Annotated in this window: 15 protein-coding genes; 7 read left to right on the top strand and 8 right to left on the bottom strand. The window is 47.7% G+C overall.

Annotation, left to right across the window (positions count from 1 at the left end):
* Position 1: 1 nt before the first annotated feature.
* Both I2H74_RS05970 and I2H74_RS05965 read left to right on the top strand, forming a co-directional pair.
* Positions 2 to 1,705, top strand: a complete 1,704-nt coding sequence (locus I2H74_RS05970) for a CotS family spore coat protein (RefSeq protein WP_195572441.1) — start codon at positions 2 to 4, stop codon at positions 1,703 to 1,705.
* A gap of 19 nt (positions 1,706 to 1,724) precedes the next feature.
* Positions 1,725 to 2,861 (top strand): glycosyltransferase family 4 protein, encoded by a 1,137-nt coding sequence (locus tag I2H74_RS05965; RefSeq protein ID WP_195572440.1) that lies wholly within the window; start codon positions 1,725 to 1,727, stop codon positions 2,859 to 2,861.
* Positions 2,862 to 2,955: 94 nt separating this feature from the next.
* Here I2H74_RS05965 and I2H74_RS05960 read toward each other — a convergent pair whose 3' ends face one another.
* The 3 genes from I2H74_RS05960 to I2H74_RS05950 are packed head-to-tail and all read right to left on the bottom strand — an operon-like array spanning position 2,956 to position 6,175.
* Complete coding sequence (locus I2H74_RS05960) at positions 2,956 to 3,909, bottom strand: NAD-dependent epimerase/dehydratase family protein (protein WP_195572438.1); 954 nt, start codon at positions 3,907 to 3,909, stop codon at positions 2,956 to 2,958.
* Positions 3,910 to 3,914: 5 nt separating this feature from the next.
* Positions 3,915 to 5,207, bottom strand: a complete 1,293-nt coding sequence (locus I2H74_RS05955) for a UDP-glucose dehydrogenase family protein (protein ID WP_195572435.1) — start codon at positions 5,205 to 5,207, stop codon at positions 3,915 to 3,917.
* Positions 5,207 to 6,175 carry a sugar phosphate nucleotidyltransferase gene (locus tag I2H74_RS05950; RefSeq protein ID WP_195572433.1) on the bottom strand — a complete coding sequence of 323 codons (969 nt, stop codon included), beginning with the start codon at positions 6,173 to 6,175 and terminating at the stop codon, positions 5,207 to 5,209. Before I2H74_RS05950 ends, I2H74_RS05955 begins: the two co-directional genes overlap by 1 nt.
* 223 nt (positions 6,176 to 6,398) lie before the next feature.
* Between I2H74_RS05950 and I2H74_RS05945 the strand changes: the two genes are divergently transcribed.
* The gene (locus I2H74_RS05945; protein ID WP_195572431.1) at positions 6,399 to 7,172 is read left to right on the top strand and encodes a hypothetical protein; all 774 of its coding nucleotides are present in this window, start codon (positions 6,399 to 6,401) and stop codon (positions 7,170 to 7,172) included.
* Positions 7,173 to 7,322: 150 nt separating this feature from the next.
* Positions 7,323 to 7,940, top strand: a complete 618-nt coding sequence (locus I2H74_RS05940; RefSeq protein WP_195572429.1) for a TetR/AcrR family transcriptional regulator — start codon at positions 7,323 to 7,325, stop codon at positions 7,938 to 7,940.
* A gap of 87 nt (positions 7,941 to 8,027) precedes the next feature.
* Here I2H74_RS05940 and I2H74_RS05935 read toward each other — a convergent pair whose 3' ends face one another.
* Positions 8,028 to 8,774 (bottom strand): SDR family NAD(P)-dependent oxidoreductase, encoded by a 747-nt coding sequence (locus tag I2H74_RS05935; protein WP_195572427.1) that lies wholly within the window; start codon positions 8,772 to 8,774, stop codon positions 8,028 to 8,030.
* Between the two features lie 369 nt (positions 8,775 to 9,143).
* Between I2H74_RS05935 and I2H74_RS05930 the strand changes: the two genes are divergently transcribed.
* Together I2H74_RS05930 and I2H74_RS05925 are read left to right on the top strand one after the other, a co-directional pair.
* Positions 9,144 to 10,982: an LTA synthase family protein gene (locus I2H74_RS05930; RefSeq protein WP_229106473.1), complete on the top strand. Its 1,839-nt coding sequence runs from the start codon at positions 9,144 to 9,146 to the stop codon at positions 10,980 to 10,982.
* A gap of 162 nt (positions 10,983 to 11,144) precedes the next feature.
* The gene (locus I2H74_RS05925; protein WP_195572423.1) at positions 11,145 to 11,810 is read left to right on the top strand and encodes an NAD-dependent epimerase/dehydratase family protein; all 666 of its coding nucleotides are present in this window, start codon (positions 11,145 to 11,147) and stop codon (positions 11,808 to 11,810) included.
* Here I2H74_RS05925 and I2H74_RS05920 read toward each other — a convergent pair.
* A complete protein-coding gene (locus I2H74_RS05920; protein WP_195572421.1) occupies positions 11,807 to 12,610 on the bottom strand; it encodes an alpha/beta hydrolase in 804 nt (267 codons plus the stop codon). The genes I2H74_RS05925 and I2H74_RS05920 overlap by 4 nt on opposite strands.
* A 407-nt stretch (positions 12,611 to 13,017) precedes the next feature.
* On the bottom strand, positions 13,018 to 13,869 hold the full coding sequence (gene rhaD, locus I2H74_RS05915; RefSeq protein ID WP_195572419.1) for a rhamnulose-1-phosphate aldolase: 852 nt from the start codon (positions 13,867 to 13,869) through the stop codon (positions 13,018 to 13,020).
* Between the two features lie 355 nt (positions 13,870 to 14,224).
* Here rhaD and I2H74_RS05910 point away from each other — a divergent pair, with 355 nt between their 5' ends.
* Positions 14,225 to 15,286 carry a LacI family DNA-binding transcriptional regulator gene (locus I2H74_RS05910; RefSeq protein WP_195572417.1) on the top strand — a complete coding sequence of 354 codons (1,062 nt, stop codon included), beginning with the start codon at positions 14,225 to 14,227 and terminating at the stop codon, positions 15,284 to 15,286.
* A gap of 214 nt (positions 15,287 to 15,500) precedes the next feature.
* Here I2H74_RS05910 and nadD read toward each other — a convergent pair whose 3' ends face one another.
* Positions 15,501 to 16,133 carry a nicotinate (nicotinamide) nucleotide adenylyltransferase gene (gene nadD / locus I2H74_RS05905; protein ID WP_195572415.1) on the bottom strand — a complete coding sequence of 211 codons (633 nt, stop codon included), beginning with the start codon at positions 16,131 to 16,133 and terminating at the stop codon, positions 15,501 to 15,503.
* 19 nt (positions 16,134 to 16,152) lie between these two features.
* Entirely contained in the window at positions 16,153 to 17,601 is a 1,449-nt protein-coding gene (locus tag I2H74_RS05900; protein WP_195573383.1) for a nicotinate phosphoribosyltransferase, read from the bottom strand.
* Positions 17,602 to 17,649: the final 48 nt, after the last annotated feature.

Below are 17,649 nucleotides of genomic sequence, written 5' to 3'. Positions count from 1 at the left end.
CTTGGATCAATATCAAGTCGTGCCTTGGGATCACTTGGTGAACACCGTTTCACCCGGAGTCGTTCTCGAGCAGTATGTTCCACCTGAGCTGGAAGATCTCGCCTATCAGGTTATGAAAAATTACGATATGCAGGTATCCAGCATGGTGCTTGTAACTTCAAAGCCAGACAAGGGCGGAGCGATCTGGCGTATTGAGACTAATAAAGGAACAAGAAGCATCAAGGTGCTTCATCGTATTCCACAGCGAAGCCTATTCAGCGTCGGTGCCCAGCAGTATCTTGTTGAACAGGGTGCTCGCGTGCCCGCTCTCATTCCGACCATGGACGGCCAATTGTACGTGGAAGCCGGAGGGAAGCTATGGATCGTTACGGATTGGATTGCGCTTCAGCAAGCCTCCAAGATTGATTTGGAAGGAGCCTCAGCCTTATGTAAAGGACTTGGAGAGTTTCATTTTCATACAAAAGGATATGCTCCTCCTCACGGTGCAGCACGCTCCTCACGGATCTATGGGTGGATCAAGAACTACGAGAAGATCATCACCAAGATCGGTTGGTTCAAGCATATTGCCGAAGCCTATCCAGACACGGCAGGAAGCGCCCCATTGCTTCAGGTCGTTGATGACTTTGAACGCCAGGCGAGAGAGGCGCTTGACCGCTTCCTCACCTCAAGCTATGCCAAGATGACCGCAATGGGGGAGCCCTATTGGGGACTTGCCCACCAGGATTACGGCTGGTCGAACGGACAGATGGGACCAGGAGGAATCTGGGTTATCGACTTGGACGGTGTCGCATATGACCTTCCGTTCCGTGATTTGCGGAAGCTGATTACGAGCACGATGGACGACATGGGTGTGTGGGATCTGACTTGGATACGCGGCATGATTGAAGCCTACAATCAAGGCAACCCGATGGACCGGGAAATGTTTGAGATTCTATGGATTGATATGGCCTTCCCAAATGAGTTCTATAAACATGTGAAGGAAATCGTATTCGATCCTGTCACCTTCATGAACATGGAGCTAACTCCAATTCTGCAGCGCGTGCTTACGACGGAAAGCACAAAAGCTCAAGCACTGCAGGAGCTGTGGAAGGATATCGACAAATATCCAGCAGGCGACTACGTGGTTGAGCCAACGACAGTCGAATGGGACCTTCCCCTCCCGCCTGTTGGAGCGACGCCGCTCGCAAATGATCCTTCTCCTTTTACCTTCAGTAATCCCGCTTCGGAAGCCTCTCAAGAGCTTAACTCCATCATCACAAACACAGAATGGGATGACAATGGAGCATTGGAGCCGCTCGCCAGTCGGCGACAAAGCGGGGAGCGGAATGCGGATTCCAATGAGGAATCAAGCAGCGACTCCGCTTCAGAAGCTCAAGCAGCCGTCGCAACTGCCAACAGCGATCCAGCTGCAGATGCACCTTCTATTGACCCACTGGCAGTGCCTGCCGCGACCGCTATAGAGGAAGCCCCTACTCCTTTACGCCGCAGAAGGCGTGCTCGGAGAACATCCCGCAGGAAGTCTTCTAGACGTTCCTCATCCTCACTGAAGCGAGGCAAGTCTCGTTCATCCACTCAGAAGCGCCTCGCACGACCAAGACGCAGCCAAAGCACTTCTTCAAAACGATCTGTCAAGCGCAGACGCAGCTTGTCAAAGAATGGATTGAGACGTTCAAGACGCAGCACTCGATCACGGAAGATCGCTTGATGAAAGGAGGAATACGGCGATGAATGTATTGTTAATTTGTACGGAGAAGCTGCCCGTGCCTAATATTAGAGGCGGTGCCATTCAAACCTATATCGGCGGAGTCACACGCCAGCTTAGTCAATACCATCGCATCACCATCGTCGGCAGAGACGATCCCGAACTCCCGCCTGATGAAATGGTCAACGGCGTGCGCTACGTCCGAATTCCATCGGGCGGCGTGTTTGAGACCTATGCAGACGGCGTCGTGCAATTTCTAGCCGCAAGCGGCGAGCATTACGACCTCATTCACATCTTCAACCGTCCTCGGATGGTGCTGCCCGTTCGCAGTGTGGCTCCTCAGTCCCGAATCGTTCTAAGCATGCACAACGATATGTTCAACCCAGCTAAGATCAAGCCCGAGGAAGCGCAAGCTGTCATTGCCCATACCGAACGCATCATTACGATCAGCAATTACATCGGCTCTGAAATTGCACGCTATTTCCCGGCAGTCGAGCCGAAGCTTCGCACGATCTACTCTGGCGTTGATCTCGATCGATTCGCACCATGGATGGAATCTCAATCTGCAATGCAGAACAGGCAGTCCCTGCGAAGCCAGCATCAATTGGATTCGAAAAAGGTCATTCTGTTTGTTGGCCGCTTATCGCGGAATAAAGGGCCCCATGTCCTCGTAAGAGCGATGTCCCAAATCAAACATTCGAATGCGGTCCTCGTCGTTGTTGGCGGCGCTTGGTACAGCGACAATCGGGTGAGCGACTATATCGGATACGTAAGAGCGATCGCTGAACGTTCCCCGCTTCCTGTCATGACTACAGGATATATTGATGCGCAAGAAATCCATCGTTGGTTCTCTGCTGCAGATGTATTCGTCTGTACGTCCATCTGGAATGAGCCGCTTGCAAGGGTTCATTATGAAGCGATGGCGGCAGGCTTGCCGTTTCTTACAACCGCAAGAGGGGGGAATCCAGAGATCATCATCAATAATAATGGGCTGCTCGTGACAGATCCTGAGAATCCGCTTGATTACGCAGAGAAGCTCAACAGCCTGCTGTCCAATATGGACGAATTGAGACAGATGGGCTTAAGAGGCCGGCGCCTGGCGGAAAGCCATTTCCATTGGGATCGAGTCGCTCAGGAGATCTTGTCCGTTTGGGGATAAGGATAGCATAATGAAATGCTTCAAAATGGACTTTTATCTCAAAAAGCAAAACCTCTGTGCTTCTCATCAAAACAGCACAGAGGTTTTCTCATCTCTATTGTTGATACAAAGCCTTTAGATAGCGGACCTCTTCGGCCAATCCTTCCTTCAGATCCACGACTGGTGCATAGCCTAACAACTTTTCCGCTTTGGATACATCCGCCCAAGTGCTCTTAGGCTCGCCCGGAGGGTGGCCCATCCAGCGAATGCTGGCCTTCTGCCCGATCAGCTGTTCAAGCAGTGCAATGCACGTATTGATCGAAGCCCTTTCCTTTCCTCCGATATTAATGGTCTCTCCGATCAGATGCTTCGCCGTCGAGGCAGCTGCAACCGCACGCACACAATCCCCTACATAAGTAAAATCCCTACTTTGAGTACCATCGCCATACAATGGAATGGGCTCTCCTTCAAGCATGTGCTTAATGAAGCGATGGAAGGCCATGTCAGGCCGCTGTCTTGGACCGTACACGGTAAAAAAGCGGAGAATCACAATCGGAATTCCTTCTTGCTCGCCATAAATGCGGCATAAGTGCTCACAGGTTAGCTTGCTGACTCCATATGGTGACAAAGGCAATTCGCTTGCATCCTCATCGACCTTCCCTCTTTTCTCTCCATATACAGAGGAAGTGGAAGCAAAGATAACCCTCTTCACAAGACTTTCTTTACAAGCTTCCAATAACCGCTGTGTTGCAACGATGTTGTTTTCCGCATACAAGGAGAAGTCTGGACCGAAGCTTGCTCTTACCCCAGGCATTCCTGCCAAATGATAGACAATATCTATTCCTGGGAGCAATAGCTCCCAGTTTACCTTCAACAAGTTAATGTTCATAAATGTAAAACGCGGGTGTGTGAGAAGCTGCTTCAGATTGCGTTCTTTTACCCATACTGGCGTTGTATAGTCAAGAAACGCATCGACCCCAATCACTTCGTTGCCTTCTTCCTTCAACAGCTCCTCGCACAGGTGCGAGCCAATAAAGCCTGCCGCGCCTGTAACCAAGATGCGACTCATATGCCTCACCTAACCCCTATACCTTCATAATGGTAACCTAACGCTTTAAGCTTCTTTGCATCGAGCGCATTTCGGCCATCGAATACATAAGGACTTTTGACGAGAGGCCTCCAGTCCTCCCAGGCTCCGCTCACATATTGCGGCCATTCCGTGCACAGGATGATCGCGTGCGCTCCAAGCAGCGTCTCTTCAATGCTTGGAAATGCTTTTATTGATGGAAACTGCAGCTCTCTTGGCAGCTTCGCTACAGGATCATGCACCTTAAGCAATGCCCCATTCTCCATCAGCTCACTCAATATAGCTAGTGATGGGGCCTCTCTTAAGTCGTCGGTGCCAGGCTTGAACGCTAGACCAAGAAGGGCAATTCGCTTGCCTCGAAGCAGTCCAAGCTGGCGCTTTACCTTTTTCAACAAGTAACGATACTGTGAATCATTCACCTTCACGACTCTTTTCAGGATGCCTAGCTCGGTGTAATGCTCATTTCCCAAAGCAATCAGAGATTTCACATCCTTCGGAAAGCAGGAGCCCCCATAACCGATTCCCGCTTGCAAAAAGGACTTCCCGATTCTCGGGTCATATCCCATTCCTTCTGCCACTGTTTGAACAGACACATCCACCTCGTCACATAATCTAGCAAGCTCATTCATATATGAGATTTTGGTTGCTAGAAATGCATTGGAAGCATACTTAATCATCTCGGCCGTCTCGGGATTCGTATGAACGACCGGACAATTCATGTCTCCATAGAGCCGTTCCACCTGACTGCGAGACTCCTCAGAGTCTCCTCCGATAATAATGCGGTCCGGGTGGAATGCATCATGAACGGCGCTTCCTTCTCTTAGAAATTCAGGATTAGACACAACATCAAACGATGTCTTGTACGTGAGCGCATCCTTGATCCAGCGCTTCACACGCTGCTGAGTCCCTGGCGGGACCGTACTCTTAATAACAATCAGCTTGTGGCTTGCCATCAACTGTCCAATTCGTGCTGAAACCTTGCGTACCGCAGACAAATCCGTGCTGCCATCAGGGAGAGACGGCGTCCCGACACAGATAAAAATGACGTCATGCTCTTGAATGGCCTGTACAGAGTCGGTCGTAAACATCAGATTTTCAAGCTGTAGCTGCTTTTGGAGCAAAGGCTCTAGTCCTGGTTCATAAAAAGTAAGCACGCCCTGCTGCAGCCGCTTAATCTTTTCCTCCTCCATATCAAGCCCTGTTACTTGATGACCAAGCTCTGATAACAATATGGCAGTTGTAGCTCCCACATAGCCTGTTCCTATGACTAAAATGTTCATTACGCATCCCCCTCAAGTGGCGGAACCGCATACTGGCGGCTTACAATCGACCCTTTCAGTTTGCAGCGGCTTAAAAAGACATCCTCCAGTATGATGCTATCTTCCATCTCGCAGTGGTTAAGCACGACTTGAGGACCAACTACCACATATGGCCCAACGACACAATGCTCCAAAACACTGCTAGAGTCGATTAGCACAGGTGGAATGATGGTGTTCGTGCCGCTCACATAGGAATCCTGATCGTCGGTTCCCGCAACCTTGTCAAGCATCCATCGATTGGCTTCAAGCCACCGTTCCGTTGTACCTACGTCCGTGTGAGAGTCATAAGTTACGACATAGGATATCGAGAGTCCAAGGTTAATGAGATAAGATATGGCATCTGTCATTTCATACTCTCCTCTTTTAGAAGGAGAGATGGCCTGTACGGCTTCAAAGATTCTTGAAGTGAATGCATAAGCCCCCATAATAGCGAGATTAGATTTCGGATGCTGCGGCTTTTCTTCCAATCCAACGATCTTTCCTTCCTGAATCTCTACAATGCCGTAATCTTGTGGCTTCTTGACTTCCCCAAGCAACAGCGCACCATCGAATCCTTCCGTTACAATTGACTGCTTTAATTCCAGCAAGGAATGCTCAATCAGATTGTCACCCAGCAGCAGCATAAAGGAATCCCTTCCTATGAAGCCCTCCGATTGCTTGACCGCATCCGCAATTCCATTCGGACCCTGCTGATAGATGTAGGTCAACTGGATGCCCCAACGCTCGCCCTTGCCTACAGCATCCATAAACATGTCATGCTGTGCGGGCTGAATAACAATTCCAATCTCGGTGATCCCTAGCGCGATCAGCTTTTCGATGTTATAAAAGATGAGTGGCTTGTTCGCAACGGGTAAAAGGACCTTGGATGTAAGATAAGAGAAAGGCTGGAGCCTGGTGCCTCTGCCTGCACAAAGAATCAACCCTTTCATATCATTCGCCCCTTCTCTTCTACGATATGGATTAAAGTATGTGATTTTAATAGAATCAGTAAGGGCGATTATAGGTTGATAGGGAAAATATACGTCTGTACAACAAGAAACATCCGCGCTTTCCTCTCTTCTATTCACCCAAGCAGTTACGACAACTTTACATAGAATAGATTGTAAATAGAGATTATTTATGTCTACTTCGAACAGAGAGGATTTGATACATTTGGAGAAATTCAATAAAGTGAAGGCTGATTTATTAAGCCACAATATTGAAAACATCGAAGATATCGAGATTGAATATGTAAATGGCGAATCAACGAGTTATAACTATGATGATCTTTTAGAAGCTGGACTTTCTGAAGATAAAGAATCCTCTCTATTATCCTGGTTATCTGATATTGATTGGGAAGAAGTAGAAGAGGTTGAGGTTGAGCTTCTCGACGGCACAAAGTTTGAAATCGATCTGGATCTTCTAGAAGATGAAGAGGACGATGAGGATGAAGTTCTTATCAGCAGTGACGATGAGGATGATGAAGATGAAGACGATGAGGATGAGGACGAAGACGATGAAGTAGACGGCGACGATGAGGATGAGGACGAAGACGACGAGGACTACGTTGGCGATGACGAGGATGAGGACGAAGACGATGAAGTAGACGGCGACGATGAGGATGAAGACGAGGACGACGAAGACTACATTGGCGATGACGAGGATGAAGACGAAGACGATGAAGTAGACGGCGACGATGAGGATGAAGACGAGGACGACGAAGACTACATTGGCGATGACGAGGATGAAGACGAAGACGAAGACTACGTTGGCGATGACGAGGATGAAGATGGAGACGATGAAGTAGACGGCGACGATGAGGATGAAGATGAAGACGACGAGGACTACGTCGGTGATGACGAGGATGAAGACGAAGACGAAGAAATAGTAGATTACGACGATGACGACGATGATGAGGACGAAGATGAAGATGAGGATGAGGACTAATTCTCCTCTTCATATATAGACCTTACCGCTCAGACTTTTTCATAGTTAGAGCGGTATTTTTTATTAAATCACGATTAACCTTCCTGCCTTTCTCCATGTGATCACGCATGTTATACTTAGTACAAAATATGGTTAAAGGAAACGTGAAATATGAGGACGGAACCTAGAAGAGATCCTCGTGTAATTCGAACCCATCGGCTGCTGCAGGAAGCCCTTATCCAGCTGATGGAAGAACAGGATTTCGATCAAATTACGGTGCAGGATATAGCAGACCGGGCAACAATCAAGCGTGCAACCTTCTATCTGCACTTTAAGGATAAGCATGAACTGCTTACTTGCATTGTAGATCAGATCATTAAGGAGCTTCATGACAAAGTGAATATCAAGTGGAAGAGTGCTCCACAAATTAATTTCACTTCCGATAAGCCTCACCCGCTATTTGTAGAGATCTTTCATCACATCGCAGAACATTACCATCTCTACCGAGCAATGCTTGTAACGAATCGAGTTGCTTATTTCACTACAGGATTGTCCGCTGTGCTTCATGAATTCGTCACCTATGGGATTAATCATACCGAACCGGACGATCAGAATCTTACCGCTAGGCGGGAAGTGATTATTAAATATGTCGAATCAGCCTTTCTTGAGGTCATCATATGGTGGGTCGAGCAGCACATGCCTTATGGCGAGGAAGAGATGGCGGAACAACTGCTTAATCTTTCCGTAAAAGGACCCTACATTCAAAATCCGATCACGCGTTATTCTTAGCATGATTTAATAAACAAAGCAGCAGCCGCTATCCAACAAGGGTAGCGGCTGCTTTATAACCTTAATCATAAGGGATCCGTCAAAATATTAGAGGGCTGTCCATCCACCATCAATCACAAGCTCTGCTCCTGTCATGAAGCGGGATTCGTCAGAGGCAAGGAAGAGCACCCCGTATGCAACATCCTCTGGCTGTCCAAAGTAAGGAAGCTGTGTAAAAGTACGGTAGAAAGGCTCAGCGTCCTTGAAGGAATCCTTGGTCATCGGTGTTTCGATAATACCAGGGTGAACGGAGTTCACACGGATATGATCCTTGCCGTATTCAACCGCCGCAGATTTAGACAGCGCCCGCAGTGCCCCTTTTGCAGCAGTGTAAGGACTAGAACCTGCCATCCCTACGATGCCGCCGATGGAGGAGATATTAATCAGCGAGCCGCCCCCTGCCTTCTTCATTTCCGGAATGACAGCCTTCATACCAAGCACGCAGCCATTCAGGTTAATGTTCATCACCTTGTTCCACTCCTCCATTCCCATTTGCACCATTGTTTTTGGAGAAGCTACACCAGCGTTATTTACAAGGATGTCCACCTTCCCGAATTGCTTAACAGCCTCAGCAACGACTTGCTCCCAACCTTCTTCAGATGTTACATCGTGCTTCATCACGATGCCTTCGCCGCCTGCTTCCTTCATTTGCTCAAGCAATTGCTGTAAAGCGCTTTCTTGGATATCCGTCGCAACGACTTTCGCACCTTCCTTTGCGAACAATACAGCTTCCGCTGCTCCCATGCCATTGGCTGCACCTGTAATAATTGCAACTTTCCCCGTCAAACGACCCATGAAAATCACTCCTCGATTGTCATTGTTATATGTGATTATTGTCATAGACTATTGCTTAGGTTTAGTATACATCTATTTGTCTAATTTGTGAAGTATTATACACCGTGTAAATTAAATTACTTTCCACCTGCTCTATGGTTGGAAAACCCCTCCTTTTTTTTATAAAGGGCAGGTCTCAAACGGAAAAGTTGCGGTTCTTTTCAAATATCATTCGATTTCTGAGGAGAAGAGCATTGAACCTGTTTTCGTTATGTGTCACTATATACAAGAACTTAATATTTCAGAGCCTGGTCCACTCTGTATGTAATCTTACAATGCTGAAAGTAGGTGTGTATGGTGTTGGAGTTGCAGACAACACCGAAACGGTGGATGCAAGTCAAGCCTTTTCTTTTTTTCACCGTGGCTCTTCTAGTCAAGAGCTGGTTGGCTTGGTTAGTTATTTTTGACGATGGTCCTTCTTGGACGCTGATCTTTAAGGAACTCCCATTCATTTGGATCATTTTCTGTTTTATTGAGTGGTTCTCTTCAAAACGAAAGATTCCTATTTATTTGACTGTTAATCTAGTTCTTACTGGAATATTATTTGCTGTCATTATGTACTACAAATACTATGGGGTCATCGTTAATTACAAAGCATTAGATCAAGTGAATCAGGTGACTGCAGTAAAGAATAGCGTCTTCTCACTGCTAGACCCATACTTTCTGTTTATTTTTATTGATATTGTTGTGCTTTGGGTTTGGCTCTACCGGAGCAATCATGCAAAAGCCTGGCGTTTAAAACATGCGGTGAAGGTAAAAAAGGGAATCGTTACGACTGTGTTTACCCTATCACTTGCGATATGCTTGTTTAATATCCTGCCAAACCGAGCTACCATGAATGAGCTTGTGAAGGCTGAACAAATGGGGATCTTGAATTATGAGGCTTATACCATCCTTTCTGCCGCGAAGAAGCCTGAGCTGATACCAGCTTCTGAGATCTCACAATCCACGATCGATTCAATTAAAGAGATCTCTACGAATGAGAGCCCTAAGCTTCAAGGCGCAGCCAAAGGGAAGAACTTGATCATTATTCAGTTGGAGTCGTTTCAGAACTTCCTGCTTGGACTTGAGGTAGACGGCCAAGAAGTTACGCCGAATATGAATCAATTGATGAAGGAATCCCTGTATTTCCCTAAATTCTATCAGCAGGTTGGTTCCGGCAACACGTCGGATGCGGAATTCGTCGTAAATGCTTCGATGTATATTCCAAGAACTGGTGCTGCTTCGCAAATGTATGCGCCAAAAGAAGTTCCTAGCTTGCCGAAGCTTCTGAAGAATGCAGGCTATCAATCGGCCACCTTCCATACAAATGTGGTCGAATTCTGGAATCGCGCAGAGCTGTATCAAGCCCTTGGCTTCGATCATTACTATGATGCGGATTACTTTGGCAACGAGGATGAGGTGTTCTTCGGAGCTTCCGATGAAGTGCTGTATCGCAAGACGTTGACAAAATTACAGGAAATGGAACAGACTGACCAGCCATTCTATGCGCAAGTCATTTCGATGACCGCTCATCATCCCTTTACAACTCCGCCTGAGAAGGACAAGATCGTCCTTCCGGAAGCTTATCAGAATACGATGGTTGGAGACTACTTAAGAGCACAAAGCTATGCAGATTATGCACTGGGGCAATTTATTAAGGAGTTAAAGCAATCCGGCATATGGGACAATAGCCTTGTTGTCATATACGGCGATCATCTTGGACTTCCTCTTTACTCATTGGATGCAAATGAAATCGAGCTCATGGAAGAGATTTATGGCCATGAGTATGGATATGCGGAAATGATCAATATCCCGCTTCTCATCCATAGTACGGGTATCGATCCTGAGATCATCAGCCATGCAGGCGGTCAGGTTGACCTTCTGCCTACGCTTGCCAATCTCTTGGGCGTTTCGTTAGAGCAGCAAATTCATTTTGGGCAGGATATCGTGAATCAGCCGAAGAATCTTCTGCCTGAACGCTATTATCTGCCGAGCGGATCCTTTGTAAACGACACAACCTTATTTGTGTCAGGCAGCGGCTATGAGGATGGAGACGAATATTTACTGCAGAAAGATGGAATCGAACCATTAGAATCAACGAACGATCAATATGTTCGTGCGCTCAAGCTTCTGCAGCTATCCGACAGCTTCGTTGAACAGCTTCCTGATCGCAACCCCAAACCGTAACGCAGCTAATTCTAAGAAAGCAAAAGAGCAGGGGTTTCCCCTGCTCTTTTGCTTTAGCTAATGTTTTTGCTCTAACATCTGTGTTGATTGACGTACAGCTCATTAATTAGATACCTTTACCTATAAAAGGCATACTGCATGCTAATGGAGGAGTTAACTAGTATGACTAAGCGAGCCCTGTTTCTAGGCGCAACTGGCCTTGTTGGAGGCCACTGCCTCTCCCTTCTTACCTTTCACTATGATCATATCATCGTGTTAACGAGGCGGCCACTAGACGTTAACCACCCAAAATGCGAGGTACATATCGTTTCATTTGATAACATGGAGGCGTTCTTGCCCCTGTTTCACGTAGACGATGTCTATTGCTGCTTAGGAACAACCATCAAGAAGGCCGGATCACAAGCGGCCTTCCGCAAGGTCGACTACGAATATCCGCTTACAGCAGCCCGCTTAGCGAAGCGGGCAGGGGCGAGTCGATTCCTCGTCATTACTGCAATGGGCTCAGACCAGAAGTCGCCTTTCTTCTACAGCCGTGTAAAAGGAGAGCTGGAGGCAGACTTGGAGTCGCTCAACCTCCATGAGCTGCATATTCTTCAGCCCTCTCTTATTCTTGGAGACCGCTCGGAATTTCGATTCGGGGAGAAGTTCGCGGCTTGGCTTAGCCCGCTCTTCGCATGGCTTCTCATCGGCTCACTCAAGCGTTATCGCCCTATTCAAGCACGCCGAATTGCGATGGCGATGATCGAAGCGGCAACCTTCTCTCAGCCTGGAATCCATCGCTATCGCTCTGATAAGCTGGAGGAGATGGCTGCTCGCTACCCGAGCTAGCACCATCCATGACGACGAAGCCACGATGCACACTGTTCCGTCCACGGCTTGGCATGAGGATGCTGCTCTGCTAATCCGAGACCATGAGGTCCGCTCTCGTAAATGTGCAGCTCATGCGGTACGCCTTGCTGCTTCAATGCTTCTGCAAACGATAGACTATTCTGAGCCGGAACAGCCTCATCATCGGCGGTATGCCAGATAAACGTCATCGGTGTATCCGAGGTTACATACCGTTCGTGCGACAGCTGAAGACGGAGTTCATCGTTAGGCTGATCTCCTAGCAGATGATGAACGGAGCCTTCATGAGTGTAAGGAGGCATGAATGTGATGACCGGGTAGCTCAAGATCATAGCATCCGGTCTGCTGCTCATTTGATCGATCGCTTCTTTGGCGTGAAGCTGACCGCGATCGTACCGGGTTCCCGCTCCTGCAGCAAGGTGTCCGCCAGCAGAGAATCCCAATATGCCGATGCGATGCGGGTCAATGCGCCACGTATCCGCATAATAGCGCACCAAGCGAATCGCCCTTGCTGCATCCATCTGCGCGCTTGGAAAACGATGCGGATGAACCCTGTAGTCCAGCACAAAGGCAGCCATGCCTAACTGATTCAGCCATCTAGCTACAGGCTCCCCCTCATGATAAGCCTTCATTGCATACCCGCCGCCAGGGCATATGATCCACGCCGCGGTTTGTTTCCCATGACCCAATGGATAGGCTGTTAAGGTTGGAATTGCAGATGGATGAATACCAGCAGCTTGAGCTTCCTGTTCGTTCCATAAAGGGAGTGTAAACGTTTGCATTGCAGCTTGACCTCCTCTGTCTCAAGTTGTACGCATCCCGATGAATCATCACATCACTCGCGCTAGCCTATACAGTCTGCTGCTGGGATATCGCGTATATGATGTCATAATTCTTCTTTATCCAACGACTTTGAAAAATGGAACGTACATGATAGGTTATTCGTTGCTGCCGTCCTATCCCCTTCCAGCCTGGATGACTTTCTTTATGTGAATCTTCTTCCAATCCTAATCTGTATGGGGCAAAATCAATGACTCCTCATCTGAGTTCATCCCTGCCATTCTATGATTATGCTGATGATTGCGCAAGAATCCATCGGAACAATAACAACAAAACGACCCAACTTCATCAAGGAAATTGGGTCGTTGCGATCAAATCGATCCTATTAAAGGTTAAGCATACTCGCGAATTAATCAAGGACACCTGGCATTGGCTCAACGCCAAAGGCTTTGGCGAGATCAATAAGCTCTTGATTCGTGATGCGCTGCAGGATAGGCTGATTCGAGCTTACAATCAGCATATAAATGATTGCAGCCTTCTCTATCGTCTCAATTAAGCCAAACGCCTCATCAATCGTTGTGCCTGTTCCGAAGATGCCATGATGCGGCCAAATAACCGCACGATGCTTCTTCATCTTCTCCGCCGTTGCACGACCGATCTCTGTGCTTCCTGGTACCATCCAAGGCAGAATGCCAATGCCGTCAGGGAAGACGACGAGGCATTCCGTGCACATTTCCCAAAGCGTTCTTGTGAAGCTCTTTTCATTCAGTTCATGAATAAAGGTCATCGCGATCACGTTGGTTGCATGGTTATGCATGACAACACGATGATTCGGATCCATCTTCAATCTTTCAATATGGCTCATAAAGTGCGAAGGCAATTCACTCGTTGGCACCGCATTGCCCTTTAATCCCCACAGAATATCAATGCTCTTGCCGTCTGCTGCTACGCGAATAACGCCAAGATTATGTTCAGGGTCAGCCATCATGTTTTTGAAATACTTGCCCGAGCCCGTAACAACAAAATATCGATTCGCAAGCTCTGCAACCGGGAATGTCAATGCGAGCGCACGATCCACTTTCGTAATATCGATGTACTTTGCCACTTCCGCTTCTTCTACAATATAGCTGACATTGCCGCCGTTACGCTCGTCCCAGCCATTTTTCCACATTGTAAACGTAATTTCCATCATTTCACGAAGGAAAGGAGCCTTCGTATGCACATCTTGAGCCGTTGGATTCACAATCGTCAATTGATCCATTATGATTCTCTCCCTTTGTTCTCTCTTGAGATCTATACCCTTATCGTACCAGAATCAATGGCTAAGTCAACATAAACAGACATTAAAATGTTTGTTTTATCTTTGTTTTATGAACTTTTTGTTAGAAAATCCATAATCACAGATGTTTCACTTCTGAACTTGCTGCACAAATGAAGAAATGTTTAATCTACTGACACATTCATTCAATATTTTGGATCGAGAGGATTCATCTGAATGGAGAATATTCATGCAGGCTCTTCTGATCAAGCTGAATAATGAAAAGGCTAAAACTTGCCAGTCCTAGGCCTTCCCTAGTACAATCAGGTTAACAACGGGCGTTATTCAAGGAGGAAGCATGCGCAGCGAAGATATTGCTAAGCTCGCCGGGGTATCCCGAAGTACCGTATCTCGTGTCATTAATAACTATCCAAACGTCCCCGAAGAGACGAAAGCCAAAGTATTGAAGGTCATTGAGGAGTATCACTATGAACCGAACAGCTTTGCTCGCGCCCTAGCCGGCAAGCGTACGGATACCATCGGATTGTTTGCCATCAGCTTGAGCGGAAAAGAACAAGGCAATCGGATTTATCAAAATAATTACTTTGCCCCATTCGTGGAGGCAGTCGTCGATACAGCTAATGCGAAGGGATTCTATGTGCTTATCCATACCGTGTACAGCCGCGAGGACTTTCAGAAGGTAAAACAGGCCTTTTTGCAAAAACGAATTGATGGCGGCATTCTGGTTGGCATCCAAAAGGATATCGAGATTGTCCGAGAGCTTGTGCAATTAAACGCTCCTCTTGTCATCATTGATTATGACATTACGGAGATTATTGCCGAACGTCTCGATAAGGGGCATCTTGCTGTTATCAATTCCAAGGATTACGACGGTACTGTAGAAGCCATGGAGTATTTGATCGGCCTAGGCCATCGCGACATCGGCATGCTGTGCGGCGAACGAAACACCTATTCCGGCAAAGAGCGATATACCGCCTATGTCGATACCATGAACAAGCATGGACTGCCAATCAACGATTCATATGTGCTGGAGGGACATTTCAGCAAGGAATGCGCAGCAGCTGAGATGAACAAGCTGATCGAGTCAGGCGAACGGCCAACTGCGATGTTTGCCGCTAATGACGACATGGCGCTATCCGCCATCGAGGTATTGCACGAACACGGCATCTCGGTACCCGATGAGATGGCGATCATTGGCTTTGATGACATTGATCTCGCATCCCGAACAGTGCCGAAGCTCTCCTCTGTGAAGCTTCCGCTCTATGACATGTCGAAGGCAGCAGTTCAGAAGATTATCAATATGGTCGGGACAACTGATCTTTCATTCAGCACGTTGAGTCTACCTGCGGAGCTTATGATTAGAGACTCAAGCGGAAAGAGCCTGCCGGAGAAGCCCTAAGGCCAGATAAGCATGAGTGGAAATAGAGCAACAGACTTATATCGTTAAAAAGGAAGAGCTTCTTTAAAAAAGCATCCATAAAAACAGGGGAATGTCAGGAAGCAGCATCTGCCGCTTCCTGACATTCCCCTTTCTATGTTCTAAGCCTTATTTTCTTTGGCAAAGCATGTTCAAATCCCGGCCCTGTTCCATTAAGGCTCAACATCAGCCAGAATTATGTTGTCGCCTGATACAGCTTGTGCTCAAGGATATAATCCTCAACCACCCTTGGCATAAGGTAGCGAGGCAAGCTTGCTCCCATCTTCAACTCCTCGCGTATATAGGTAGAAGAGATCTCGATAGCAAGACCCTTATGCAGAAGATCAAAGTTCATCTCGTATCTCCTAAGCAGCGGGTTCCTCGCGATAATCTCAAGCATGTCATATCCGCCTCTTGCCATCACGATAAAGCGGTGCTTTGCCACCAGCTCATCCCCATAACGCCATTCATGAAGATTCGGAAGCAAATCCGCTCCCATGATAAAAAACAGTTCATCCTCAGGGTATTGCTCCTTAAACTGGTTCATGGTATGCAGCGTATAATGCGAGCCTGCTGTCGCATCCAGTTCAATCCGACTCGCCTCGAATAGCGGCTGCCCTGCTTGATTCAAGGGGCCGTGCTCAATGCCTAGCAGCAGCATCTGCCACCGATGTTCATTGCCAGCTTGCAGTTCCTTATCTGTTCTTAGATCTGCTGATGGCACAAAAATCACCTTATCCAGCTTTCTTCGCTCTGCAATGCTGTATGCGGTAAAGCCATGTGCATTCGTAAACGGATCGAACGCACTGCCAAATATTCCGATTCGCACAAGGACAACCTCCTCTTCGCTAACCTTCCTTCTTCGTATGCTCAGCAATCAATCTCATCTTCGTATCCCACACCTGCTGGCTTAAGTCTACAGGGTAGCGCTCAGGATTCAAGTTCCGCAAATATTCGCTCCAGAACATTTCCTTCTGCGCCTCGTGATATTGCTTGAGCTCCTCAAGCGTAGGAGCGGCTTCGGCTCTCTTCCCATTGCGGTATACGAGCTTGTGCAGAGGAACAGCATCAAAGTCCGTAACAAACTTGTGGAGATACGTATGAATCGGATCAAACAGCTTAAGCTTCTGAACCCCCTCAAGGCTCTCCTCCATATCCATCAGGTAGTCCGCCTCAGCACGTCCTGAATGGCGATTGACGATCCGCATCAACTGCTTGCGCCCAGGAGTCGTCACTTTTTCAGGATTGCCAGATATCTTGATGGTAGGCAGCCATTCCTCACCCTCGAGCTTCGCAACAAGCTTATACACACCGCCTAGGGAAGGCGAATCCTGCGCAGTGATCAGCTTAGTGCCCACTCCCCATGTATCGATCTTGGCCCCCTGTGACTTCAAGCTCTGAATCGTGTATTCGTCAAGATCGTTCGAAGCCACGATCTTCACCTCGTTAAGCCCTGCTGCATCAAGCATCTTTCTGGCTTCACGAGACAGATACGCCAAGTCTCCGCTGTCTAGGCGAATGCCTCTTAATGTCTTGCCTTGCTCCTTAAGCAATAGCCCCACCTTGATGGCATTCGGAACCCCGCTCTTTAGCGTATCATACGTATCGACAAGCAGCGTCACATGATCAGGCAACGCTCTTGCATAAGCTTCGAACGCCTCCAACTCACTATTTGCGTCCTGAACAAAGGCATGGGCATGCGTCCCCTTCGTAGGAATGCCAAACAGCTTGCCGGCAAGCAGATTGCTCGTGGCATCGAAGCCGCCGATTACGGCCGCTCTTGCTCCCCACAAGGCAGCAGAAGCCTCCTGCGCGCGTCTCGTACCGAATTCCAGCAGAATGCCATCGGGCGCAGCATGCTTAATACGCGCCGCCTTTGTTGCAATTAGCGTCTGATAATTCATAAAGTTTAGAATCGCTGTCTCTACAAGCTGTATCTCAAACAAGCGACCCTCCACTCGAATAAGCGGCTCATTAGGGAATACAATCGTCCCCTCCTGCACGGCGTATACATCGCCTGTAAAAGCGAACTGCTTCAGCTCCTCCAGAAAGGCCTCATCGTAATTCTCTTCCTGTTCTCTTAAATAAGCGATATCGCTTTCGTCAAATCTGAGCTCCTCCAAATACTGCAGGATGCGCTCCAATCCAGCAAACACAGCATAACCGCCTTGAAACGGATTCTTGCGAAAGTAGGCCTCAAATGTGCGAATTTTCTGATGCGTCCCATTTTTCCAATGCGCATACATCATATTGATTTGGTACTTATCGGTATGTAAAGTTAGATGAGTCTGATCCATATCTCCAACAGCTCCTTCCATATGCTTCCCGTTATCCTTCATTATTCC

Source organism: Paenibacillus sp. 1001270B_150601_E10 (assembly GCF_015558675.1).
Classification (GTDB): Bacteria; Bacillota; Bacilli; order Paenibacillales; family Paenibacillaceae; genus Paenibacillus_B.
The sequence above is the reverse complement of the archived record's forward strand: the minus strand, read 5'-3'. Positions and strand labels throughout refer to the sequence as shown.